General features: G+C 51.4%; 18 protein-coding genes. 5 read left to right on the plus strand and 13 right to left on the minus strand.

All coding sequences use genetic code 11. The annotated features are described in order from the left end of the window. The first annotated feature begins 49 nt into the window (after positions 1-49). From M3650_RS04225 to M3650_RS04240, 4 genes are read left to right on the plus strand one after another with little or no spacing between them, the layout of a single operon-like run. Positions 50-874: a transporter substrate-binding domain-containing protein gene (locus M3650_RS04225; RefSeq protein WP_251572624.1), complete on the plus strand. Its 825-nt coding sequence runs from the start codon at positions 50-52 to the stop codon at positions 872-874. A gap of 27 nt (positions 875-901) precedes the next feature. Then, complete coding sequence (locus M3650_RS04230; RefSeq protein WP_251572626.1) at positions 902-1,546, plus strand: amino acid ABC transporter permease; 645 nt, start codon at positions 902-904, stop codon at positions 1,544-1,546. 15 nt (positions 1,547-1,561) lie between these two features. Further along, positions 1,562-2,320: an amino acid ABC transporter ATP-binding protein gene (locus M3650_RS04235; protein WP_251572628.1), complete on the plus strand. Its 759-nt coding sequence runs from the start codon at positions 1,562-1,564 to the stop codon at positions 2,318-2,320. A 27-nt stretch (positions 2,321-2,347) separates the two neighbouring features. Beyond that, complete coding sequence (locus tag M3650_RS04240) at positions 2,348-3,562, plus strand: M24 family metallopeptidase (RefSeq protein WP_251572630.1); 1,215 nt, start codon at positions 2,348-2,350, stop codon at positions 3,560-3,562. Between the two features lie 106 nt (positions 3,563-3,668). Here M3650_RS04240 and M3650_RS04245 read toward each other — a convergent pair whose 3' ends face one another. The 3 genes from M3650_RS04245 to M3650_RS04255 all read right to left on the minus strand — a co-directional run bounded on the left by M3650_RS04245 (position 3,669) and on the right by M3650_RS04255 (position 7,861). After that, positions 3,669-5,090 carry a copper amine oxidase N-terminal domain-containing protein gene (locus tag M3650_RS04245; protein WP_251572632.1) on the minus strand — a complete coding sequence of 474 codons (1,422 nt, stop codon included), beginning with the start codon at positions 5,088-5,090 and terminating at the stop codon, positions 3,669-3,671. Between the two features lie 213 nt (positions 5,091-5,303). Further along, positions 5,304-5,711, minus strand: coding sequence for a hypothetical protein (locus M3650_RS04250; protein ID WP_251572634.1), 408 nt, complete (start codon positions 5,709-5,711; stop codon positions 5,304-5,306). Positions 5,712-5,857: 146 nt separating this feature from the next. After that, positions 5,858-7,861 (minus strand): AraC family transcriptional regulator, encoded by a 2,004-nt coding sequence (locus tag M3650_RS04255; protein ID WP_251572637.1) that lies wholly within the window; start codon positions 7,859-7,861, stop codon positions 5,858-5,860. 95 nt (positions 7,862-7,956) lie between these two features. Between M3650_RS04255 and M3650_RS04260 the strand changes: the two genes are divergently transcribed. Beyond that, the gene (locus M3650_RS04260; RefSeq protein WP_251572639.1) at positions 7,957-8,121 is read left to right on the plus strand and encodes a hypothetical protein; all 165 of its coding nucleotides are present in this window, start codon (positions 7,957-7,959) and stop codon (positions 8,119-8,121) included. 52 nt (positions 8,122-8,173) lie between these two features. Here the strand turns inward: M3650_RS04260 and M3650_RS04265 are convergent, their stop codons facing one another. The 10 genes from M3650_RS04265 to cobA all read right to left on the minus strand — a co-directional run bounded on the left by M3650_RS04265 (position 8,174) and on the right by cobA (position 18,341). Further along, positions 8,174-9,565 carry a TraB/GumN family protein gene (locus tag M3650_RS04265; protein WP_251572641.1) on the minus strand — a complete coding sequence of 464 codons (1,392 nt, stop codon included), beginning with the start codon at positions 9,563-9,565 and terminating at the stop codon, positions 8,174-8,176. A 260-nt stretch (positions 9,566-9,825) separates the two neighbouring features. Then, the gene (locus M3650_RS04270) at positions 9,826-10,215 is read right to left on the minus strand and encodes a hypothetical protein (RefSeq protein WP_251572643.1); all 390 of its coding nucleotides are present in this window, start codon (positions 10,213-10,215) and stop codon (positions 9,826-9,828) included. A gap of 644 nt (positions 10,216-10,859) precedes the next feature. After that, the gene (locus M3650_RS04275; RefSeq protein WP_251572645.1) at positions 10,860-11,222 is read right to left on the minus strand and encodes a (2Fe-2S) ferredoxin domain-containing protein; all 363 of its coding nucleotides are present in this window, start codon (positions 11,220-11,222) and stop codon (positions 10,860-10,862) included. A 28-nt stretch (positions 11,223-11,250) separates the two neighbouring features. Next, positions 11,251-12,267 carry an ABC transporter substrate-binding protein gene (locus tag M3650_RS04280; protein ID WP_251572647.1) on the minus strand — a complete coding sequence of 339 codons (1,017 nt, stop codon included), beginning with the start codon at positions 12,265-12,267 and terminating at the stop codon, positions 11,251-11,253. Positions 12,268-12,301: 34 nt separating this feature from the next. Beyond that, a complete protein-coding gene (locus M3650_RS04285) occupies positions 12,302-13,375 on the minus strand; it encodes a methyltransferase domain-containing protein (RefSeq protein ID WP_251572649.1) in 1,074 nt (357 codons plus the stop codon). Positions 13,376-13,397: 22 nt separating this feature from the next. Next, complete coding sequence (locus tag M3650_RS04290) at positions 13,398-14,177, minus strand: ABC transporter ATP-binding protein (protein ID WP_251572651.1); 780 nt, start codon at positions 14,175-14,177, stop codon at positions 13,398-13,400. Then, positions 14,174-15,250, minus strand: coding sequence for a FecCD family ABC transporter permease (locus tag M3650_RS04295; protein ID WP_251572653.1), 1,077 nt, complete (start codon positions 15,248-15,250; stop codon positions 14,174-14,176). Before M3650_RS04295 ends, M3650_RS04290 begins: the two co-directional genes overlap by 4 nt. A 109-nt stretch (positions 15,251-15,359) precedes the next feature. Then, positions 15,360-16,064: a cobalt-factor II C(20)-methyltransferase gene (locus M3650_RS04300; protein ID WP_251572655.1), complete on the minus strand. Its 705-nt coding sequence runs from the start codon at positions 16,062-16,064 to the stop codon at positions 15,360-15,362. Next, positions 16,057-16,845: a sirohydrochlorin cobaltochelatase gene (locus M3650_RS04305; RefSeq protein WP_251572657.1), complete on the minus strand. Its 789-nt coding sequence runs from the start codon at positions 16,843-16,845 to the stop codon at positions 16,057-16,059. Before M3650_RS04305 ends, M3650_RS04300 begins: the two co-directional genes overlap by 8 nt. Continuing rightward, entirely contained in the window at positions 16,842-18,341 is a 1,500-nt protein-coding gene (cobA, locus tag M3650_RS04310) for a uroporphyrinogen-III C-methyltransferase (RefSeq protein ID WP_251572659.1), read from the minus strand. Before cobA ends, M3650_RS04305 begins: the two co-directional genes overlap by 4 nt. Positions 18,342-18,348: the final 7 nt, after the last annotated feature.

The raw sequence follows: 18,348 nt of genomic DNA on the forward strand, positions 1-18,348 counted from the left end.
CTTATATGAAGACCCCATAAGAGGTCGTACAATAATGGAGGCTATCATCATGTCTGTCAAACTGCAAAAATTCGTCAAAGCCGCTTTGCTGCTCACTGTTCTATCTATCGCACTCGCTGCATGCGGAAGCAAGGCGGCCCAAGATGCGAACGCCGCAAATGCGCTCGAGCAAATCAAGAAGGCCGGAAAAATCAGAGTTGGGCTCATGGGCACCTATGCCCCGTACAACTTCCTAAACGACAAGCACGAGGTCGACGGCTTCGATGCGGATGTCGCTAAAGCAGTGGCGAAACGCCTCGGCGTGGAAGTGGAGTTCATCACCGGCGAATTCTCCGGGCTAATCGAAGGACTGCAGAAGGATAAATACGATGCGCTTGTCAGCCAAGTAACGATTACAGAGGATCGCAAGCAAAAGATGGATTTCTCGACGCCTTACGTGAAAAACGCCGTGAATGTCCTCGTCAAAAGCGATAATACGACGATCGAGAAACTTGAAGATTTCAAAGACAAAAAGATTGGCGTCGGGCTCGGCACGAACGATGAGAAATATTTGCGTGACGTCGCGATGCCGAAAGTCGGTACGTTCGAAGTCGCCACGTATAACGATGTCATCACGTCCCTGCAAGATTTGAACGTCGGCCGCATCGACGCGACCATTAATAACGTATTCGCCATCAAGCCGCTGATCGAGAAAAATCACTTCGACGTCAAGGCGGTCGGAGAGCCGATCAAAGAGGATTTCGCCGGAATCGCGATCCGCAAAAACAATCCGGAGCTTCTCGATGCAATCAATAAAGCGCTCACCGAGATGAAATCCGACGGCACATTTAAAGAGATTTTCCAAAAATGGTTTGGCGTGGATCCGAACTTTTAATTCATACGAACCGGGAGGGTACAGGAAATGGAACTCGTTACACAAAACTTTCAATTTCTATTGACGGGTGCGTACTACACACTCTTGATCACCATCGTTTCCATGTTCTTCGGACTCCTCATCGGGATGATCGTCGCCATTGCCCGCTTGAAAGGAAATGGGTTCGTCCGTAATTTGGCCAAAGGTTACGTTTCCATCATTCGGGGAACACCGATCCTAGTGCAAATCTTCATTATTTATTACGGACTGCCCGATTTCGGGATTACGCTTGGGCCGCTCACTGCGGCCTTTATTTCACTTAGTATCAACATCAGCGCATACTTGTCCGAAACGTTCCGCGGCGCGATATTATCCGTGTCCAATGGGCAGACGGAAGCCGCTCTATCCCTAGGATTGACGCCGTGGCAGACGATGCGGCGGGTTGTGCTGCCGCAGGCGGCCCGCGTGGCGATTCCGCCGCTCGGCAATACGTTTATCGGAATGCTGAAGGAGACGTCGCTCGTGTCCGTCGTTACCGTTACCGAGCTGCTGCGCTCCGCGCAACTGCTAATTGCGCAATATTATGTCGCCATGCCTTTTTATGTGGCCATTGCGCTCATGTACTGGATGATGAGCGTGTTCTTCTCTTCGATTCTGAACCGTATCGAAACGCGGTTGTCAAAAGCATATTAAGGGCGTGTGAATGACATGATTGAGGTAAACAAACTTGGCAAAAGCTTCGGCGATCTGGTCGTGTTCCGCGATATCGATCTGCATATTCGTTCCGGAGAAATCGTGGTTTTGGCCGGACCGAGCGGTTCAGGAAAAAGCACGCTGCTGCGCTGCTTGAATGGACTGGAGGTTCCTGACGCTGGATCGATCCGGGTAGGCGATGCAACATGGAACGCCTCGATGGACGCATCCGCTAAGAAGGAAGCGGTACGGCACATTCGGACGTTAACCGGCATGGTGTTCCAGTCGTTTAATTTGTTTCCGCATATGACCGCCTTGGAGAACGTCATTATGGCCCCCACGATTGTAAAAAAGAATAGCAAAGCACAGGCCGTCGAAACCGGAGAGTCTCTGCTCGCCAAAGTGGGACTGTTAAACAAAAAGAATGAATATCCTTCCCGGCTGTCTGGCGGCCAGCAGCAGCGGGTAGCCATTGCCCGGGCTCTCGCCATGCAGCCGCAAATCATGCTGTTCGACGAGCCAACATCCGCACTGGATCCCGAACTGACGGGAGAAGTGCTGTCGGTCATGAAGCAGCTTGCCACGGAAGGTATGACGATGATCGTCGTCACCCACGAGATGAAGTTTGCTCGGGAAGTGGCGAATCGGATTATTTTTATGAGCGACGGAAAAATCCAGGAAGAAGGTTCGCCTGACCAATTTTTCGTTCAGCCGCAGACGGAGCGGGCCCGCAAGTTTTTGCGGCAGCTCGCGAGCGAACCGGAAACGGAATAACGAGAAAGATTCGAAGGAGTTGACAGTGTGGTTCACGGCAAAGCAGAGCATTTGAAGAATGTCGCGGCACGGGCGCGAGCGATCATGGAGAAGGAAAATGTAGAAGCTCTTGTGGCATCAAGCTGCGAAAATTTCTACTACTTGTCCGGCCACCCCAGCACGTTCATGTATACATTGCGCATGAGCGAAGTTGCGCTGGCTGTTATGTTTCGCGACCCGACCCGCCGGACAGTCATCATTATGAATGAGTTTGAGGCCGCGGGCGTACCGGAAGATTTGCCCCAATGCGAGCTTCGAACGTATCCGACCTGGGTCGACGTAGACGATCCGCTTGGGCTGAGCGGAGCCAAGTACGAGGGGCGGCGGCCTGTAAACCATCAAGTGCAGGAGATGTTCGGGCTCCTGCGGCAGGTGCTGGCTGAAAACGGAATTAGCAGCGGCAAGGCAGCTGTGGAGCTGAGCTCCATGCGATATCCTGCCGTGAATGCGTTGCGCGAAGCTGTACCGGATCTTGAGCTGACGGAAGCGAGCGCGATACTGACCGAGCTGCGCGCACGCAAGACGCATTGGGAAATCGAGCAACTGCGCAAGAGCTGCGCTTACGCCGAAATCGGCATCACCGAAACGATAAAAGGAATCCGGACTGGCAGCTCGGCCGCCGAGATTGCCGACCATTTCCGGCTCGCTTTGCTGACTCATGCGGACGGATCGTCATCCCGCTTCCACATGATTTCCGTCGGCGCGCATTTCGCCCCTGCGCATATTTTCGATACGCGTCCGGGTCAGCCAGGCGACTTGATCAAATTCGATGTCGGCGTCGATGTGGCCGGATACGGTTCAGATATTGCTCGGACCTTCGTGCTCGGCTCTCCTTCGGACACGGTGAAGCGCATCTACGGCGCGCTGCGGGCCGGACACGATCGGCTGCTGGAGCTAATCGAACCAGGCCTGCCGATGAAGCGCGCGTTCGACGAAGTGATGCCTTTGATCCGCCGCTCAGGTCTCCCGAATTACAACCGGGGCCATCTGGGGCACAGCGCAGGACTAAGCCTCGCGGCCGAGGAAGCCCCGTTCCTGAGTCCTTCGGAGAATACCGTCTTTCTCCCGGGCATGGTCATCTGTCTGGAGACGCCGTACTACGGCCACGGTATTGGCTCGATCATGATCGAAGATATGGTGGTAATCACGGACAACGGCTGCGAGCGGCTGAACAAGCTGTCCCGGAATCTGATCTCGCTGTAGCTCCCCTGCTATGCTGCCAATAATGTCTGTTGAAAAAGTCAGAAAGACGGCAAAGCGCTGTCCTTCTGACCTTTTTGGGAGCCGATCAACCTCCACTAGCTGAAGGCTAGTAGATTTCAATTTCCGGATATCCGTTAGCGACATAATTGGCTCGTGAATTGCGAAATTTCATCTGCAAGCCAAAAGCCTTGGTAATATCACGGAGCGGATAATAGGTTTGACTATCCCACGTAATTATTTTACTCTTGTCCAAAGCAAGCTCTTTCTTATTGAACGATAGCGTCGTCACTCCATTCTTCGACGTTACCGTACCTGCCAATGTCTTCATTAACGTCCGCACCGGCACATATTCCTGACTGTTCTTACTGACAAAGGTTCCTTGTCCCGTATACTGGACGAATTGGTCTTTGTACTTGATCGCAATCGGATCTTCCTCTACCATCAAGGAATCTGGAAACGAGGAATATGTCCAGTTAGAGCTTGTGCCGCTGTTCGATTCCCGAACGTAGACCCCATTTTTCAAATTAAAATAATAATCTGCACTCATCGAGCTTTGCACAATATGATCACTGCCTGTTCGCCGCCAATACAAATAAGAATCTGAAAATCGTGCCCGCGTCTGAAATACCATACTGTTTATTTTTTTGCCCGTATCGGTATCGAATACTTCCAAGCGGGAAGATTCTTTGCTCAATATCTTATACGTGGTTACATACTTCCCTTGCGGGGAGAACATCTCGTAAGTCCATTGCCAGCTATTGCGAATGTTCAGATTTACCGTGTTGAGAACCGTTACCTTACCGCTAGGAGCAACTAGTTCCACTCGGACTTGGGAGCCTTTCTTATATCTGCGATAAGTAGACTTGCCAACCTTCCTTGAATATTGAACATTTTCATCCGTAGGTTTCGGCCGCTCCAACTTAATGAGCTTACCATCCGTTCTTAGGTGTATGTAACTTTTTTGATTGTTATCGTAGAAAAGCAGATCGCCATACTGTACGGTCGGCAGGTACAAGAACTCTCCACTATATACAGATACAGTTCCAACAGCTTTATTTATATATTTTCCGGTTGCAAGCGAATAGATCGATGCATTCTCATCCTGATGGACAATTTCATACACGCCTTGACTAATGAACGGTTGCAGCCAGGTCCCTTCTCCGCTCTTTAGATGCTTAATCACCCGAAATTCATGCGTCTGAAACTGATAAGAGAACAACACCCGCTCCGTATCTGGCTGGTCACGCTCGTATAATACCCCGTACATCAAATACGTGCCTGGTTTTTTCTCTATATCTGTCCGCAGCTCATAGAAGTGTCCTGGCTTGGCCCACTCTGCCAGTTCCGGGATGACTTCTTCCTTGGTTGTCATCCGTCCCGTCGTATAGTCGACGGTAGTCGTCTTGGCCTTGAATGTGTACCCCTCATCATTAAAGGAATAAGCAATGTCTAAGTAATGCTTCTGTACATCGAACCCACTGGCATCTGCTGATGATGAAATAGGAATGAACAGCAAACATAATAGCAAGCCTGCAATGAAAGAACGATGTCGGATGGATATCCTCTCCTTTTTATGTATATGCCTGACTCCTTGCTAATCGGTTTAACCGTACCCATTATCCGCTACGATAAGCCGATACTCCATGCAGAAATTCCCATATCCACTTATTCATAACAAAATAGAACGATTTATTTGTGCTGAGTATCCATTCGATATTCATCAATAAAATAAAAAAGCGACCTATCTCTTGAACATCTGCTTCCATTCCTGATTCATCAGACTGATCGAATCGTGCAAGGCAAGTGGGTACTGAGGTGGGAACTCATATTGGATATCAAATGGCCTCTCATTCTCCAGCAGCTGTACAATGTCGCGTCCGCCAATCACAGGAACCATTGCGTTGTATAGAATTAAGTAATATTCAAAGTTCTCTCCGGCGGCAATATCCACACATGTCCCCTTGCCTCCATGAAAGACATGAAAGTGCTCCGTCATATGTACAACATCATCCAGCCATACTTGCGCGCTTCCTTTCGTCGCATACAAGAAAGCACTCGCCGGCAGGCGATAGGACAGCAGTTGCTCCCCAAGTTCCATCATGACATGGCGGACGTCAAGCACATGAATCGACGCAGGTTCCATAGCCATATATGTTCATTGACGTTCAACGCATCATCTCCTCTCTCGCATCCAAATTTCAATTCTCCACGCATTCTTCTCCTGCGATATGCCAGCAATGCGTGAAGGGCACCTGCGCAAGACAGATGCCCTACTCTCGATATCCGATTAGATTGTTATTTAGCCTTAGCAGATTCCAGCAAACTGTTCACAATGTAATCTAGCTGCTTATCTAATGAATAAATGTCATTATAGTAGGACAGTCCGAAGCTTATGTCGATAAGTCGGCCTTCCTTCACAGCCGGTATGCTGTTCCAAATTTTATTGTCGGAAAGATCCTCCATTCCTTCATACGCGGAGCGGAATATGTAATCTCCGGAAAATCCATGCAATACTTCCATAGAGGCAGGAAGCACAGTCGCTGGTTTCTCACCGTTCTTGTCTATTTCCTTCTGAACAATTGCCGGAGCCTTCATCCCCAAGTATTCATATATTATCTGTGACCCACGACCATATTGCTTGCTGGAGATGACAGCCATGTTGCCCGCGCCGCCTTCCATAATGGATACCGTCTTGTCCAATATGCCGGCTTCCTTCAGCTTCTGCTTACTCTGTGCCACCTTTGCGTAGAAGTTATCCAGCAAAGCCTGTGACTGCCCGCCTTCCTTGCCCAAGGCTTCTCCGAGCTTCTTCAATCGTTCTTCTAAAGACATTTGCTCATAGGGCAAATAAACCGTAGGCGCAATCTGATTGAGCATTGCATAGGTTTCTTCGGAAGGAACGATAATTAAGTCTGGGTTAAGCGCAAGCACTGCCTCGGGACTTGGCTGGAACCATTCACCCAATGATTGAATGCCTGCCAATTCACTTTCAAATGCTGCCCCTTTATACACGTCTGAGATACCCACAGGATCCACGCCAAAAGCAAGCACATCACCAAGCAAATATAAGACGACAACCCGCTTCGGATTAACCGGCACTTCTACATCGCCTTTGACGGTGGACACAATTTTGGTTTTGGGCTGTTCTGCTGTCCCTGTTGATTGCTTGTTATCTGCGTTGCCGGCAACTGGTGTTTCCGAAGTGTGATTCGATGCTGCTTGTGTAGACTGTGCGCTTCCGTTCAAGGATGTGCTCCCTGTCGTTCCTGTCGAGCAAGCGCTAAGCAATAGAGTAAGGCAGAGCAATAGAGTGACCGCCACAGAAGATGTTCGACTGTCATGCATAGATAGGTTTCCCCCTGTTTTATAATGATAATGATTCTCATATTCACTATAATAGCGGCTTGTCTGCTGCACAATGTCATATCGAGCCACAGCCGATGGCACATTCGGACATGACTTTCCTCTGTTCTCCGTGCGATAACGGATTGGCGCGACTCCCACGTGTTTTTTGAACATTTTCGCAAAATAATAACTGTCTGAATACCCGACACTCTCTGCGATCTCCTGCAAGTTCGCTCCTGTTGAAAGGAGCAGTTCCCTCGCCTTGTCCATGCGAATCTGAATGACGTAATCCACGGGGCTGCTGCCAGTATGCTGCTTGAACAACCTGGATAGATGGCGCGGACTGGTGTCCAACATTGCTGCAAGCTTCTCCATCGTAATGAGGTCAGCATAATGCCTATGCACATATTGGATTGCTTGTGCCACCACATCAGCCTTTCGTGTCGGTATATGCTGGCTGTGAATTTGCCATAACAGCTCGTATACAAATTGATGGAACAGCGCCTTTACGTGGAACTGTTCCAGCTCCCCGTTCTCCTCCCACTCCTTATGCATGAGCTGTACACTGCGCAGCAATGAAATAGGATGATCCGGCGCAAATCCATACTGGATAAGAAATGGATTGCTTCGCTCCAGCATCTTGCCGAATCTCTGGTGGACACGAGGCGAAATTGACGCTTTATAGTATAGAAGATAGTATTCGAAAGCCTCTTCCGTCGGAAAAATGTCTACGCAGCAGCCTTTTCCGCCATGTACGATATAAAATGGGTTGGCCTGGTGCATCACGTCATCCAGCTGTATGTTCGCGCTGCCGTTCACGGTATAAAAGAAACTGCTGGCTGGCAATGGATATGAGCGAAGTTCCTCGTTTGCTCTCATTGTGATATGACGAATATCCATCACCTTAATGGATGCCTGATTCCACAGTACAAGCTGTTCGCGTAACCGCATCATGTTCAATCAACTCCTCGGCAGTCTTGATCCGCCTGTACATCAATTGGGCAACCATTTTTATTATAGTTGATAATAGTTATCATTATCAATAAATATTGGCGCTACCTCCCGGCATCATCTTCGGGCCGGTCATCGATCAGCACCAATCCAGCAACTTCATCACGATACGTATGGGCGAACAATCGAGCGTCTCACTCACGATCTTGCTTGGCATGCGGCATTCGTCCCTTTCTGTGCGTTGTACGAATCAGAAAGGCTAACCCTGCGTCATTGTTCATAACGTGCGGATTAGCCTCTCATGGTCGTATTATTTTATTTTACGAACTGAACGTCGTAACCTTTTGCTTCTAACTGATCGATAATCATATCTTTGATAACGAAGTGCCCTGCTCCGACGACAACAAAGTGGGTGGAAGAACCTTCTTTATCCAATAGTTCCATCAGCTTCTTCGTCATATTTTTGTCCCGTTCCCCGAACAATCTTTGGACTGAATCGCTCTTCACCATTTCCTCCGAACCCGTGAAGGATTGAGTGAATTGCTCCAGTTCAGCTTTGGTCCATAGCTGCTGCCATTGCTTAAACTGCTCAAGCGCATCATCAGGCTTGCCTGTCGGCGTCAGGATTTGATCCAACGCTTCGTTTAATTCTTTTTCTTGCACTGTAACCGGCACATTGTTGAAGAGTTCAGCTTGGAACTTGAGTCCTTCTAACTCATGAATCGGCTTTCCAGTTAACAATGCCGTACTCGTAAAGTACATATCAACGCCTAATGCTGCTGCCTGAGCCATTTCTTCAGAAGAACCTGTCATATTGGACAGCACGAGATTGTTCGAGATTGCCCAAGGCTTGAAAGCGTCAAAGGTACCCTTAGGCAATTTCAGTTGCTCCAGAACCTTATGCAGCTTTTCGTACGTTTCTTTTGAGACATGATCTTTCAATGCCGTGCCGTCGCTGTACGCCATCGACTCAAGAAAATACACCATATCTTTGTTGCCTTGCAAATTCACTTCTACCCATAATGTATCGGACTGCTGAAATGCATCTCTTACATTTTTTTGCATGGGATACATGTCAGGAATACCCAAGTGAATCGAACCTAACAGGTAGAGCGTATTTTGCCCTTTCGTTGCTTTCCAGAGAAGCCCCTTCGCTCCGCCTCCCACAGCGTCATACGTGTATTCAACAAGACGACTTGCGATTACAGCCGCTTGCTCCACCGTGCTCGGCTTATCAAGCTCAAGCCCTTTGTCCGTTCCGTTGACAATGCCTTTCTTCTGCAAGAACGTGATTGGCTCGTACTTATCCATTTCTAGCGATTCAGGCAATTCATACTGGGCCAACACGCCGTACACAGCATTCACTACCGTTTCTCTCGTAATTTCCTTTATTCCAGTCGGTACAACGGCTTTCCCTTTTTTCTTTAATTCGAGCGCATCCAATTTGGCTGAAGTCGCTTCGATCAGATATTGGAACTTATCTTGCGTGATCGGCTGTTTAAAAGTACCGTCATAGTACCACGTAAGCGGGAAAATGCCGTACTTCTCCCCTTCATTCAGAACTTTCATCGACCACGAACTGATTTGTGGAACGGCCGCAGGTCCTTCGTTCGCTTGCGCCGGTATGACGAATCCGAGCATGGCGATCAAGACTGCCAAACCGCTGGCCACGCGGCGCTTAAACATATTCCATTTGCTAGTCTTCACCCATATTCCCCTCTCAACAGGATTTATGTACAAATAAGCCCCAACGATTATATCTTATTCAGCTTATAAAAGGAAGATTATCCTGAAATCCTTGCAGAAATAAATCCATCGCACTTGCCCATTCCGGGCAGCCACCGTAGCGATGCCAACCATGCTGGGCGCACATAAAAGGTGAATCAGGGCATCCCTGACTCACCTTCTGGTCATTGGCGGCAAACTGCACGTTGCTTCATGCAGCCTAACCATCCTCTAGTCTTCTATCAGCTGATCTTGTATGTAACCGTGAAGTAATTCATCGTATACGAAGATGAGGCGGCAAATTGAATATAAAGATAGCCGTCTTCTGTCGCAGTGAAAATTCTTCCTACGTTGCTATTGAAAAAAGCGCCGAGATGATAGCTTGAATCATACACCGAATAGTAGCTGTAGCTGCCTTGAGCATAAATAGTTAGTTGCTGGCCTTTCTTCAGATAAACCCCTTCCCATGGACTGAGTTCATTCGGCCGCAGCGAATAGTACTTGATGAATTGCTGTCCTTCTTGAACCACGGGTTCGGCAGAGACAACAGGAACAGGGGCAGGAGAAGCATACGCCGGCGAAGCCGCAGCGAGAGCGGCCAACACTGACAGGGAGATCAGAAACTTCTTCACTTTATATCACTCCTTAAATATTTGTATTTTATGAAATATATGGATAACTACATTCTTTAATATAGCAAAAATATAATATATTGTAAATCTTTAATTTATTTTTATAGGTTCATAGACGGAATTCGCCTCGTCTGACAAGTCCCTCAATAGAATCAATATAAAAAGAGCGGCATTACATAGGTCATTCAGACCTGTTGGAACGAGCCGCGGCGCTCGCAGCTAGCCCGACGGGTGAATGTGCGTCGCAATTCGCTCAACCGCTCAAGAGTAGAATAAATAACGCTGCACGTTGCAGGGTTGTTATAGAATTCTTCATCCTCATATATCGCCTCGACCGCATAAAAGAAAGTAAGCAGGCCTTCCGGGGGAGTTGCCTTGGCCAACGGACGATGGATCGAGGCTGCTCATTCCGGCCACCTCGTCATGTTCAGCGAATCACAACTGATCGTGGACGAGATCAACCGCATGATCGACTGAGCCGATGCCGGTGGCCGCATGATTTCCATATATATAACGGCAGCCCAGGAGCTGCTCCTGGGCTTGTGGAGGCGGACTATGACAGGCATGTGTCATGATCCCCCATAAAAACGGCAACGTCCTGAACATTGCCTAAGATGGATCCGACTCGGCCATTGCAATGGCTACTAGCTCGGTGCTTTTTCTTTTCCATCCACAGAGAGGCCGGTAGCGATGAAGCGGCGATCATACGAATAGACCATTTGCTCCTCCAGCCGCTCGCCTGCCAACTGCTTGCGCACCAGTTCCCTTCCCCGCTCCGGAGACATCTCCTTATACCAGACCCCTTCCGGATAGGCGATGACGACACAAGCGTCCGTACAGCGACCATTGCAGCGGGTGCGTGTCGTATGAATCTGTTTTTTCGCTCCAAGCGCCGAAATTTCATCCCGGATCGCTTGCGTCACTTCATCGGCCTGCTGCTTCATGCAGCTGCCGCCGTTGCATATCAGCAGATGATGGCGGGTCTCCTCCAAATTCCATGTTGCCATGAATGTTCTCCTTCCCCCCTGTTGCTTTTTATGGCTGCACTTTATCCGGATACAAGCCGGCAGCGAGCGTCTGTAAAGCTATCGGCGCGCGAATGCCCTCCGCAGCCGCCGAGAGCGGCAGCACAATAAATCGCTTGTCTTTAATCGCCTTCACATCGGCAAGCGGCGCTTTGTTCAAGAGCAGCTCTTGCTTCTGTTCGGCCGTCGTGTCGCCATAATCGACAATGACAATGACATCCGGGTCGCGGTTCACCACTTCCTCCCAACTGACCTCGGCCCATCCTTTATCGATATCGTCGAAAATGTTTTTACCGCCAACCTTGGCAATTAAGCTGGTCAAATACGTATTGGCTGCCGTAAACGCCTTGTCTTCCCCGCTATCGAAAACGAATACGTTAAGCGGCTCGCTCACGCTGCCGATTTGCGCCTGAATGTCTTCCAGCTTCTTGCGGATGTCGTTCACGACCGCTTCGGCTTTGTCTTCCACCCGGAAGATGCGCCCGATATTCAAGATGTCCTGATACACATCCTCCAGCGTCGGCGCTGCCTTGTTAGATGATTCCTGCACATAAGTCAGCACGCCCTGATCGGCAAGATCCGCCCGCGAGCCAAGCGCTTTCTCTCCAAATGCGCTCTTCCATCCCGCATAGGCGAAATCGGGAGATACCGACAAGAACACTTCTTTCGATGGATATTTGTCCGCGAGAACCGGAATCTTGTCGTATTTCTCCTTGAATTCGGGCAGGATGCTGTCGTCGAGATAAGCCGTTCCTACCATCGATTCTTCCAGACCAAGCGCCAGCATCACTTCGGTCGCATGCTGGTTCAGCGTGACTACCCGCTTCGGCGCGTCCGGGAAGCTCAGCTTCTCCCCCATATTTTCAAGCTCCACCGGTCTGCTCTCGGACATTTGCGTCGCCGGCTGCTGAGCTTGCGCCTGGCGCTTCGCATCTGGCTGTTCCGGACTGTCACATGCCGACATCAGTACGAGCATCATGGTCATCCCTAGCAGTAGAAACCTATTGGTGAACGTTCTCCGATTCATATAATCCTTCCTCCGTCTATTCGTTCGTCATCTGTCATTTCTTCCGGGCAATCAACGTCATCGTTGCCGAGGCATCGGGCGATAGATCCGGCAGCACGCCGCGCAGCGGATATCCGCCGTCCACCCATGCATTCTCACGATGCGGATGCACACACTTCCCTGCCGCGATCGCCTCCTCTATCGTCTCTCCGGCATCCGGATCGATCCCTCTGTCGTTGACCCCCGGTGGAAGCGCTGTTCGCCACGGCGTGGACAAGCCGTAATTCTGGATGATCCGGGTCACTTCAAATCCTTCCGAAGCGAGCAGCAGCACGGCTTCTTTGGACGTCATCAGCGCATATTCGCGTTCAACCAAGTACCGGGATTCCATGGCACCGTCGATATAAGTCTCGTAAGCGATCGTGCTATGAAAGATCTGCCGGGACAATGAGGTTGCCCCGTCGATCCGGCGATGAACGAGCTTATGCGGCTGTACGCGCTTGCGCTCCAGCGTCAGCCAAGCGGCGCCGCCTGGAGGCAGGAGCAGATCTACGGTGATCCAGCCTCCTGCCTGCAACGAGCGATGAATATTGCGCAGCAGAGCAATATGCTCCTCCATCTGCGTAAAATGCTGCAATAACCCTTCCGGGCACAGTACATGGGTATAGGTGTCGGCAGCGCGGAACGTGAGAACGTCCTCTTCCACCAGTTGCAGCCGCTGCTCCGCTTCTTCTTTGAACATGCGCTTGCGCTTTGAATCCGCAGCCTTAATCATCAGGGGACTCCAATCGATGCCGCAGTAGCAGGCAGCCCGGCCGGCCAGCTCGACCGCCAGGCGTCCGGTGCCGACGCCAAGCTCCAGCACGCTCGGCGGTTCTGCCGCTTGCTCCAGCCAATGTCTGTAGAACGCAATCCCCGCTTTTCCGGCAAACTCGTCATAATATTCCGCCTCCTGCCCCTCGTACTTCGGACTCGGCTGCCATTCATGCCGCATGCCCTGCATACCGCAGCGGGAGCATAGCGTACCGGCCAAGTCCTCGAGCGGGATGCCTGCAGGGACGCCGTTGCGCGTATCGCCATACCACTCGTCATACATGAATTGGCAGTAGCTGCATCGGGTCATCGCCATCGGCTTCGCCTCCCTTCCTTTGTCATAAGCTGGCGATCATGTCCGGTAAAAACGTAATCGACGGTTTCCCCGTCAACGGATGGATTGCAATCTCCGTCCTAACCCCGAACACGTCGTACAGCAGATCTGGCCGCATCACTTGCTCAGGGCTTCCGGAAGCCGCCATCCGGCCTTCTTGCAGCACATAGATGCGATCGCAGTAGCAAGCTGCGATGTTCAAATCGTGCAGCGCGGCGAGACAGGTCAGCTTCAACGCCTTTATCAGATCCATCATCTGCAGCTGATACCGGATATCCAGATGGTTGGTCGGTTCGTCCAAGATCAGAACGCGGGCTTGCTGCGCCAGCGCCCTCGCAATCAGCACGCGCTGCTTTTCTCCACCGGACAAGTCGGAGAAGCTGCTGCCCGCGGCATGCAGCAAGCCGACGCGCGTCAGCGCCTGCTCCACAATCTCGTAATCCTCCATCGAATCCGCTTCGAACATTCTCTTATGCGGACTGCGTCCCATTATCACGATGTCGCGGACTGTAAAATCAAACGCGGTGGACGACTCCTGGCCGACCACCGCCAACTGTCTGGCCAATTCCTTTTGCGGCAACCGAGAGACACGTTGTCCGTTCAGCAGTATCTCGCCCGAATCGGGCTCCAGCACACGGTAAATATTTTTAAGCAGCGTCGATTTCCCGCTGCCGTTCGGACCGATCAAGCCGACCATCTCGCCTTCCCGCACATCCAAGCATATCGATTCAATCAATCGTTTATCCTGTATACTGAACGACAGGTCTTTCACTTCGACGTTCATTTTCCGCCTCCAAAAGAATATGAGTTCCGCCGTAACAGCCATATAAAGAAAGGACCTCCGCATAAAGCGGTGACAATGCCGATCGGCAATTCCTCGGGCGCCAGCACAAGCCGCGCCAACACATCGGCCCATACGATGAAGATGGCCCCCAGCAATAGGCTTACCGGGAGAACACGGCGATGATCCGAACCGACCATGAGCCGCACGATATGGGGTATCATCAAGCCGACAAAGCCGATCGCGCCGCTCACGGACACAATCGTTCCCGTCAACAGGGCGACCACAACGACCAGCCATTTGCGGAAGGCACGGAGATTGACGCCAAGTGTAAGCGCCGCCTCCTCCCCCATCAGCAAGGCGTTCAGCGCCCGGTACTGAACAAGCAAAAAGATCGTTCCGGCAATCACGATCAAGGCCGGGAGCGTCAAATACTCCCACTTAGCCCCCGTCAGGCTTCCCATCATCCAATACATCGCTGAGCGAATACCTTCTTCGCGAGGCGCCATCGTCACGATCAAATTGGTGAGGGCCGACATCATCATGGAAACCGCGATTCCCGACAATAAAAGCCGGTTCGTTGCCATCCTGCCCCCCACGCGAGCCAGAACCATAACGATGGCCATCACGGCAAGCGAACCGAGAAAGGCGGATAAGGAAAGCGCATATTGGCCGAAGAAGCGGAACGCGCCGAACAGAATAACAAGCGTGGCCGCCGCAGACGCCCCCGACGACACGCCGAGTATGTACGGGTCAGCCAAAGAATTGCGCATAAGCGCTTGAATGGCGGCACCGGCAACGGACAGCCCCGCTCCGACGACGACGCCAAGCAGCACGCGCGGAAAACGAATATCCCAGATGATATGCCCCTGTCCCGTGTCCCACGTCTCCTCGATCCATCCATTGAATCCCGGCATATGGGAGAAGGCAATTTTCCAGACCGTTGCCGGCGCGATCGGCACAGGCCCCAACATCACTGCAACTGTAATCGATAAGACGAGCCCCGCCGTCAGCGCCAATAGAATGGCCGTAAAAAAGAAGGAGCGGCGGCGGAAGTCTGCCGGTTCTTTCATCATTTCACAACCTTCATCGTTATTTATGTGTAATTATTAAGATTTATCACACCGATCCTGCGCCGATTCCGGTGACTATCGCTTACTTCGATTTTATTCGTAATCATTACCCTTAACGAAGTTTATCAGTTTTCACAATAATCGTGGAGAAATAGGAAAGCTTTTCATCACCATGAAGCTGGTTCAACCCGTACGTAATCTTTTCGGAAGCCATGGATGCATCGCTGACAAGCACCGCCTTCTCCAGCAATTGGTGCTGCTCCAGAAGCCGGAGCACCAGCGGCATATTACTCGCTGCCTTCATCAATACAATCGTGTCAAAGCCGGTCAGCGCCTGATGAAGCGCATCCTCCCCGGAAGTGACCGGAATGACCGCCAGCGATTCCTCATCCATAACAAGCGGCCAGCTGACACGCGAGGCCATATAGGAGAACGAGGAAATCCCCACAATCGTCTCCGTCTCTATCTCCGCCCGCAGCAGCTCCAGCAAGTAGCTGTACGTGCTATATATCATCGGATCTCCCAGCGTAATAAATCCGGCATTCTTGCCCGACAAAACATCCGCTTTAATCTCCGCAGCGATGCGTTCCCATGCCTGCTCCTTTTCCTCCTGATTGTAAGTCATTGGAAAATGGCGCTGCTTCACCGTCAGACTCTCCGGCAAATAAGGAGAAACGATCTTCAGTGCAAGGCTGGCTCCGCCTTTTTTCGCTTCAGGCGTATAGAGCACATCCAGCTTCTCCAAAGTATGAACGGCTTTCATCGTCAATAGCTCGCTATCTCCCGGACCTGTCCCGATGCCATAAAACTTAGCCATGCGCTACCATCTCCTTCTCTATCGCCGTTCGGATATGCTCGATAAACTGGGTCTGAATGTGAGGGTTCTCGCCAAGTCCCTGCAAATAAGCGGCTGCTTCGAATCCTTGCTGCATCAATTGCGACTTCCATGAGTCCCCTTCGTCCGATGCCATATCATGGATCGCATGGTCCCCGGCCACAAGCATGAACGGCATCAAATGGACCTTCCGGACACTCGCTGCCTTGAGTTGTTCAATGACACGTTCCAGCGGGGGATAGCCTTCCACGGTGCCCATATAAATGGGCTCGTCGGCAAGCATATGGTCGAGACAGGCGTATGCGCTGAATGCATGATGCTCCGAGCCATGTCCCATCAGCACCAGCGCTTCATCCCCGGCCAGGCTCGGCGATTGCGCTTTGACGGCTTGAATCGCTTTGCCGTAATCTTCATAGCTGTCCAGCAAAGGCTTGCTGATCAGCAATTGAGCGAATTGCTCCCGGTATGGCAGAGCCTGAGATACGATTTTTTCGAACTCCTCGCCGTTAATGAGATGCAGGGATTGGATAATGACCTTGGCGTAACCGGCCGCTTTCAATTTTTCGAGCGCCTGCGCAGGCGCATCAATATGAAGGCCATCGCGCTCCGCTAGTTTTTTTCTAATTTTGTTGGATGTAAATGCTCGGAACACATCGTAATCGGGAAACGTTTCCCTGATCTTATTTTCACAGGCTTCGATGGTTTTGGCACGCGTCTCCGGATAGCTTGTTCCGAAGCTGACGACCAGTATCGCTTGTTTCATGTCGGTATAACCTCCCCGGCTTCTTCTAAAAGCAACTCAATAAGCGAATCCGGCAGCGCCTCTTCCGCCTCGCGATATACCTTGAGCCCCTTCTCGCGTATCGTCCGGCTGGTCATCGGGCCGATGGACAGCAATTTCATCGAGCGGAGCAAGGCTTCTTCTTCCGGGCTCAACACAGAGAGCAGATGCTCTACCGAAGCGGAACTGGAAAAGCAGACGATATCATACCTGTTCAAGTCAAAAGGCCGCTCCGCTACCAATGCTTCCCGATATAGCGGCAAAGCAGCGAACTCAGCATCTCCATCCAGTTCATCGGCCAACTGCGCCGTATGCTTCTCGCTTCCGGCCAGCAACACCTTCGTCCCTTGCCGCCAATTCCCGGTGCAGGCTTGACGAATGATGTCCGCCGAACGTCTCGTCACGAGGATGTCAGCGGCAAGCCCATATTCACGCAGCTTCTCCTTCGTCTGCTTCCCAATCGCCGTCAACCGGCTCCCGCTCAGCGCGCGGTTATCCTTCCCGGACTCCAGCAAGGCCTCGATGAACAAGGATACGGCCTCCGCAGAAGTAAACAGTATTTCTTCATACTCTGGCAATGATGCCATGATCGCGTTCATTTGAGCCGGCTTATGAAGTTTTTCCATCCGAATACCGGGATAAAGGGTAACCTCTCCGCCTAACGCCGTAATTTTGGCGGCCAGATCGCTTCGCCCGGCACGCGCGCGCGGAAGGAGAATCTGCTTCCGGAACAGCGGTGCTCTCTCGAAAAAGTTCAATTTGTCCCGCAGCTTGACCACATCGCCGACGACGATCAACCCTGGCGCCCCGATTTTTTCTTCCGCCACCTTGCCGCAAATCGTCGTTAAATCTCCGGTAACGGTCCGCTGGCGGGATCTTGATGCCCATTCGACAACGGCTGCTGCCGTGTCGGGGCGGCGTCCATGCTGGATTAAGTTCGTGCAGATCGCGGGAAGCTGGGTCATCCCCATCAGAAAGATCAGCGTGCCCTCCAGCCGGGCTAAACTTGTCCAATCGAGCTGATCGCTGCCTTCCTTCAAATGTCCGGTAATGACATGGAAGCTGGAGGCAAAATCCCGGTGCGTCACCGGGATGCCGGCATAGGCCAACCCTCCGATAGCCGATGTGACGCCGGGGACGACTTCAAAGGGAATGCCTGCGGCATGCAGGGCTTCGCCTTCCTCCCCTCCGCGCCCGAACACATAAGGATCGCCGCTTTTTAAGCGAATGACTAATTTGTTCCGTTTGGCCTGCTTCACGAGAATTTGCTCGATTTCCGCTTGCGGAATCGGATGGTGAGAAGGCTCTTTGCCCACGTAAATCAGCTCGCAGTCTTGTTTGCGCTCCTGCAGTAGCACTGGATCCACCAGGCGATCATAGACGATAACATCTGCCTGTCGTAAGAACTCCAAGGCTTTCACGGTTAACAGACCGGCTTCGCCGGGTCCGGCTCCGACAAGAACAACCTTGCCGCTCATCGGTTTT

This window comes from Paenibacillus sp. MER TA 81-3 (assembly GCF_023713585.1).
Lineage (GTDB): Bacteria > Bacillota > Bacilli > Paenibacillales > Paenibacillaceae > Paenibacillus_B > Paenibacillus_B profundus.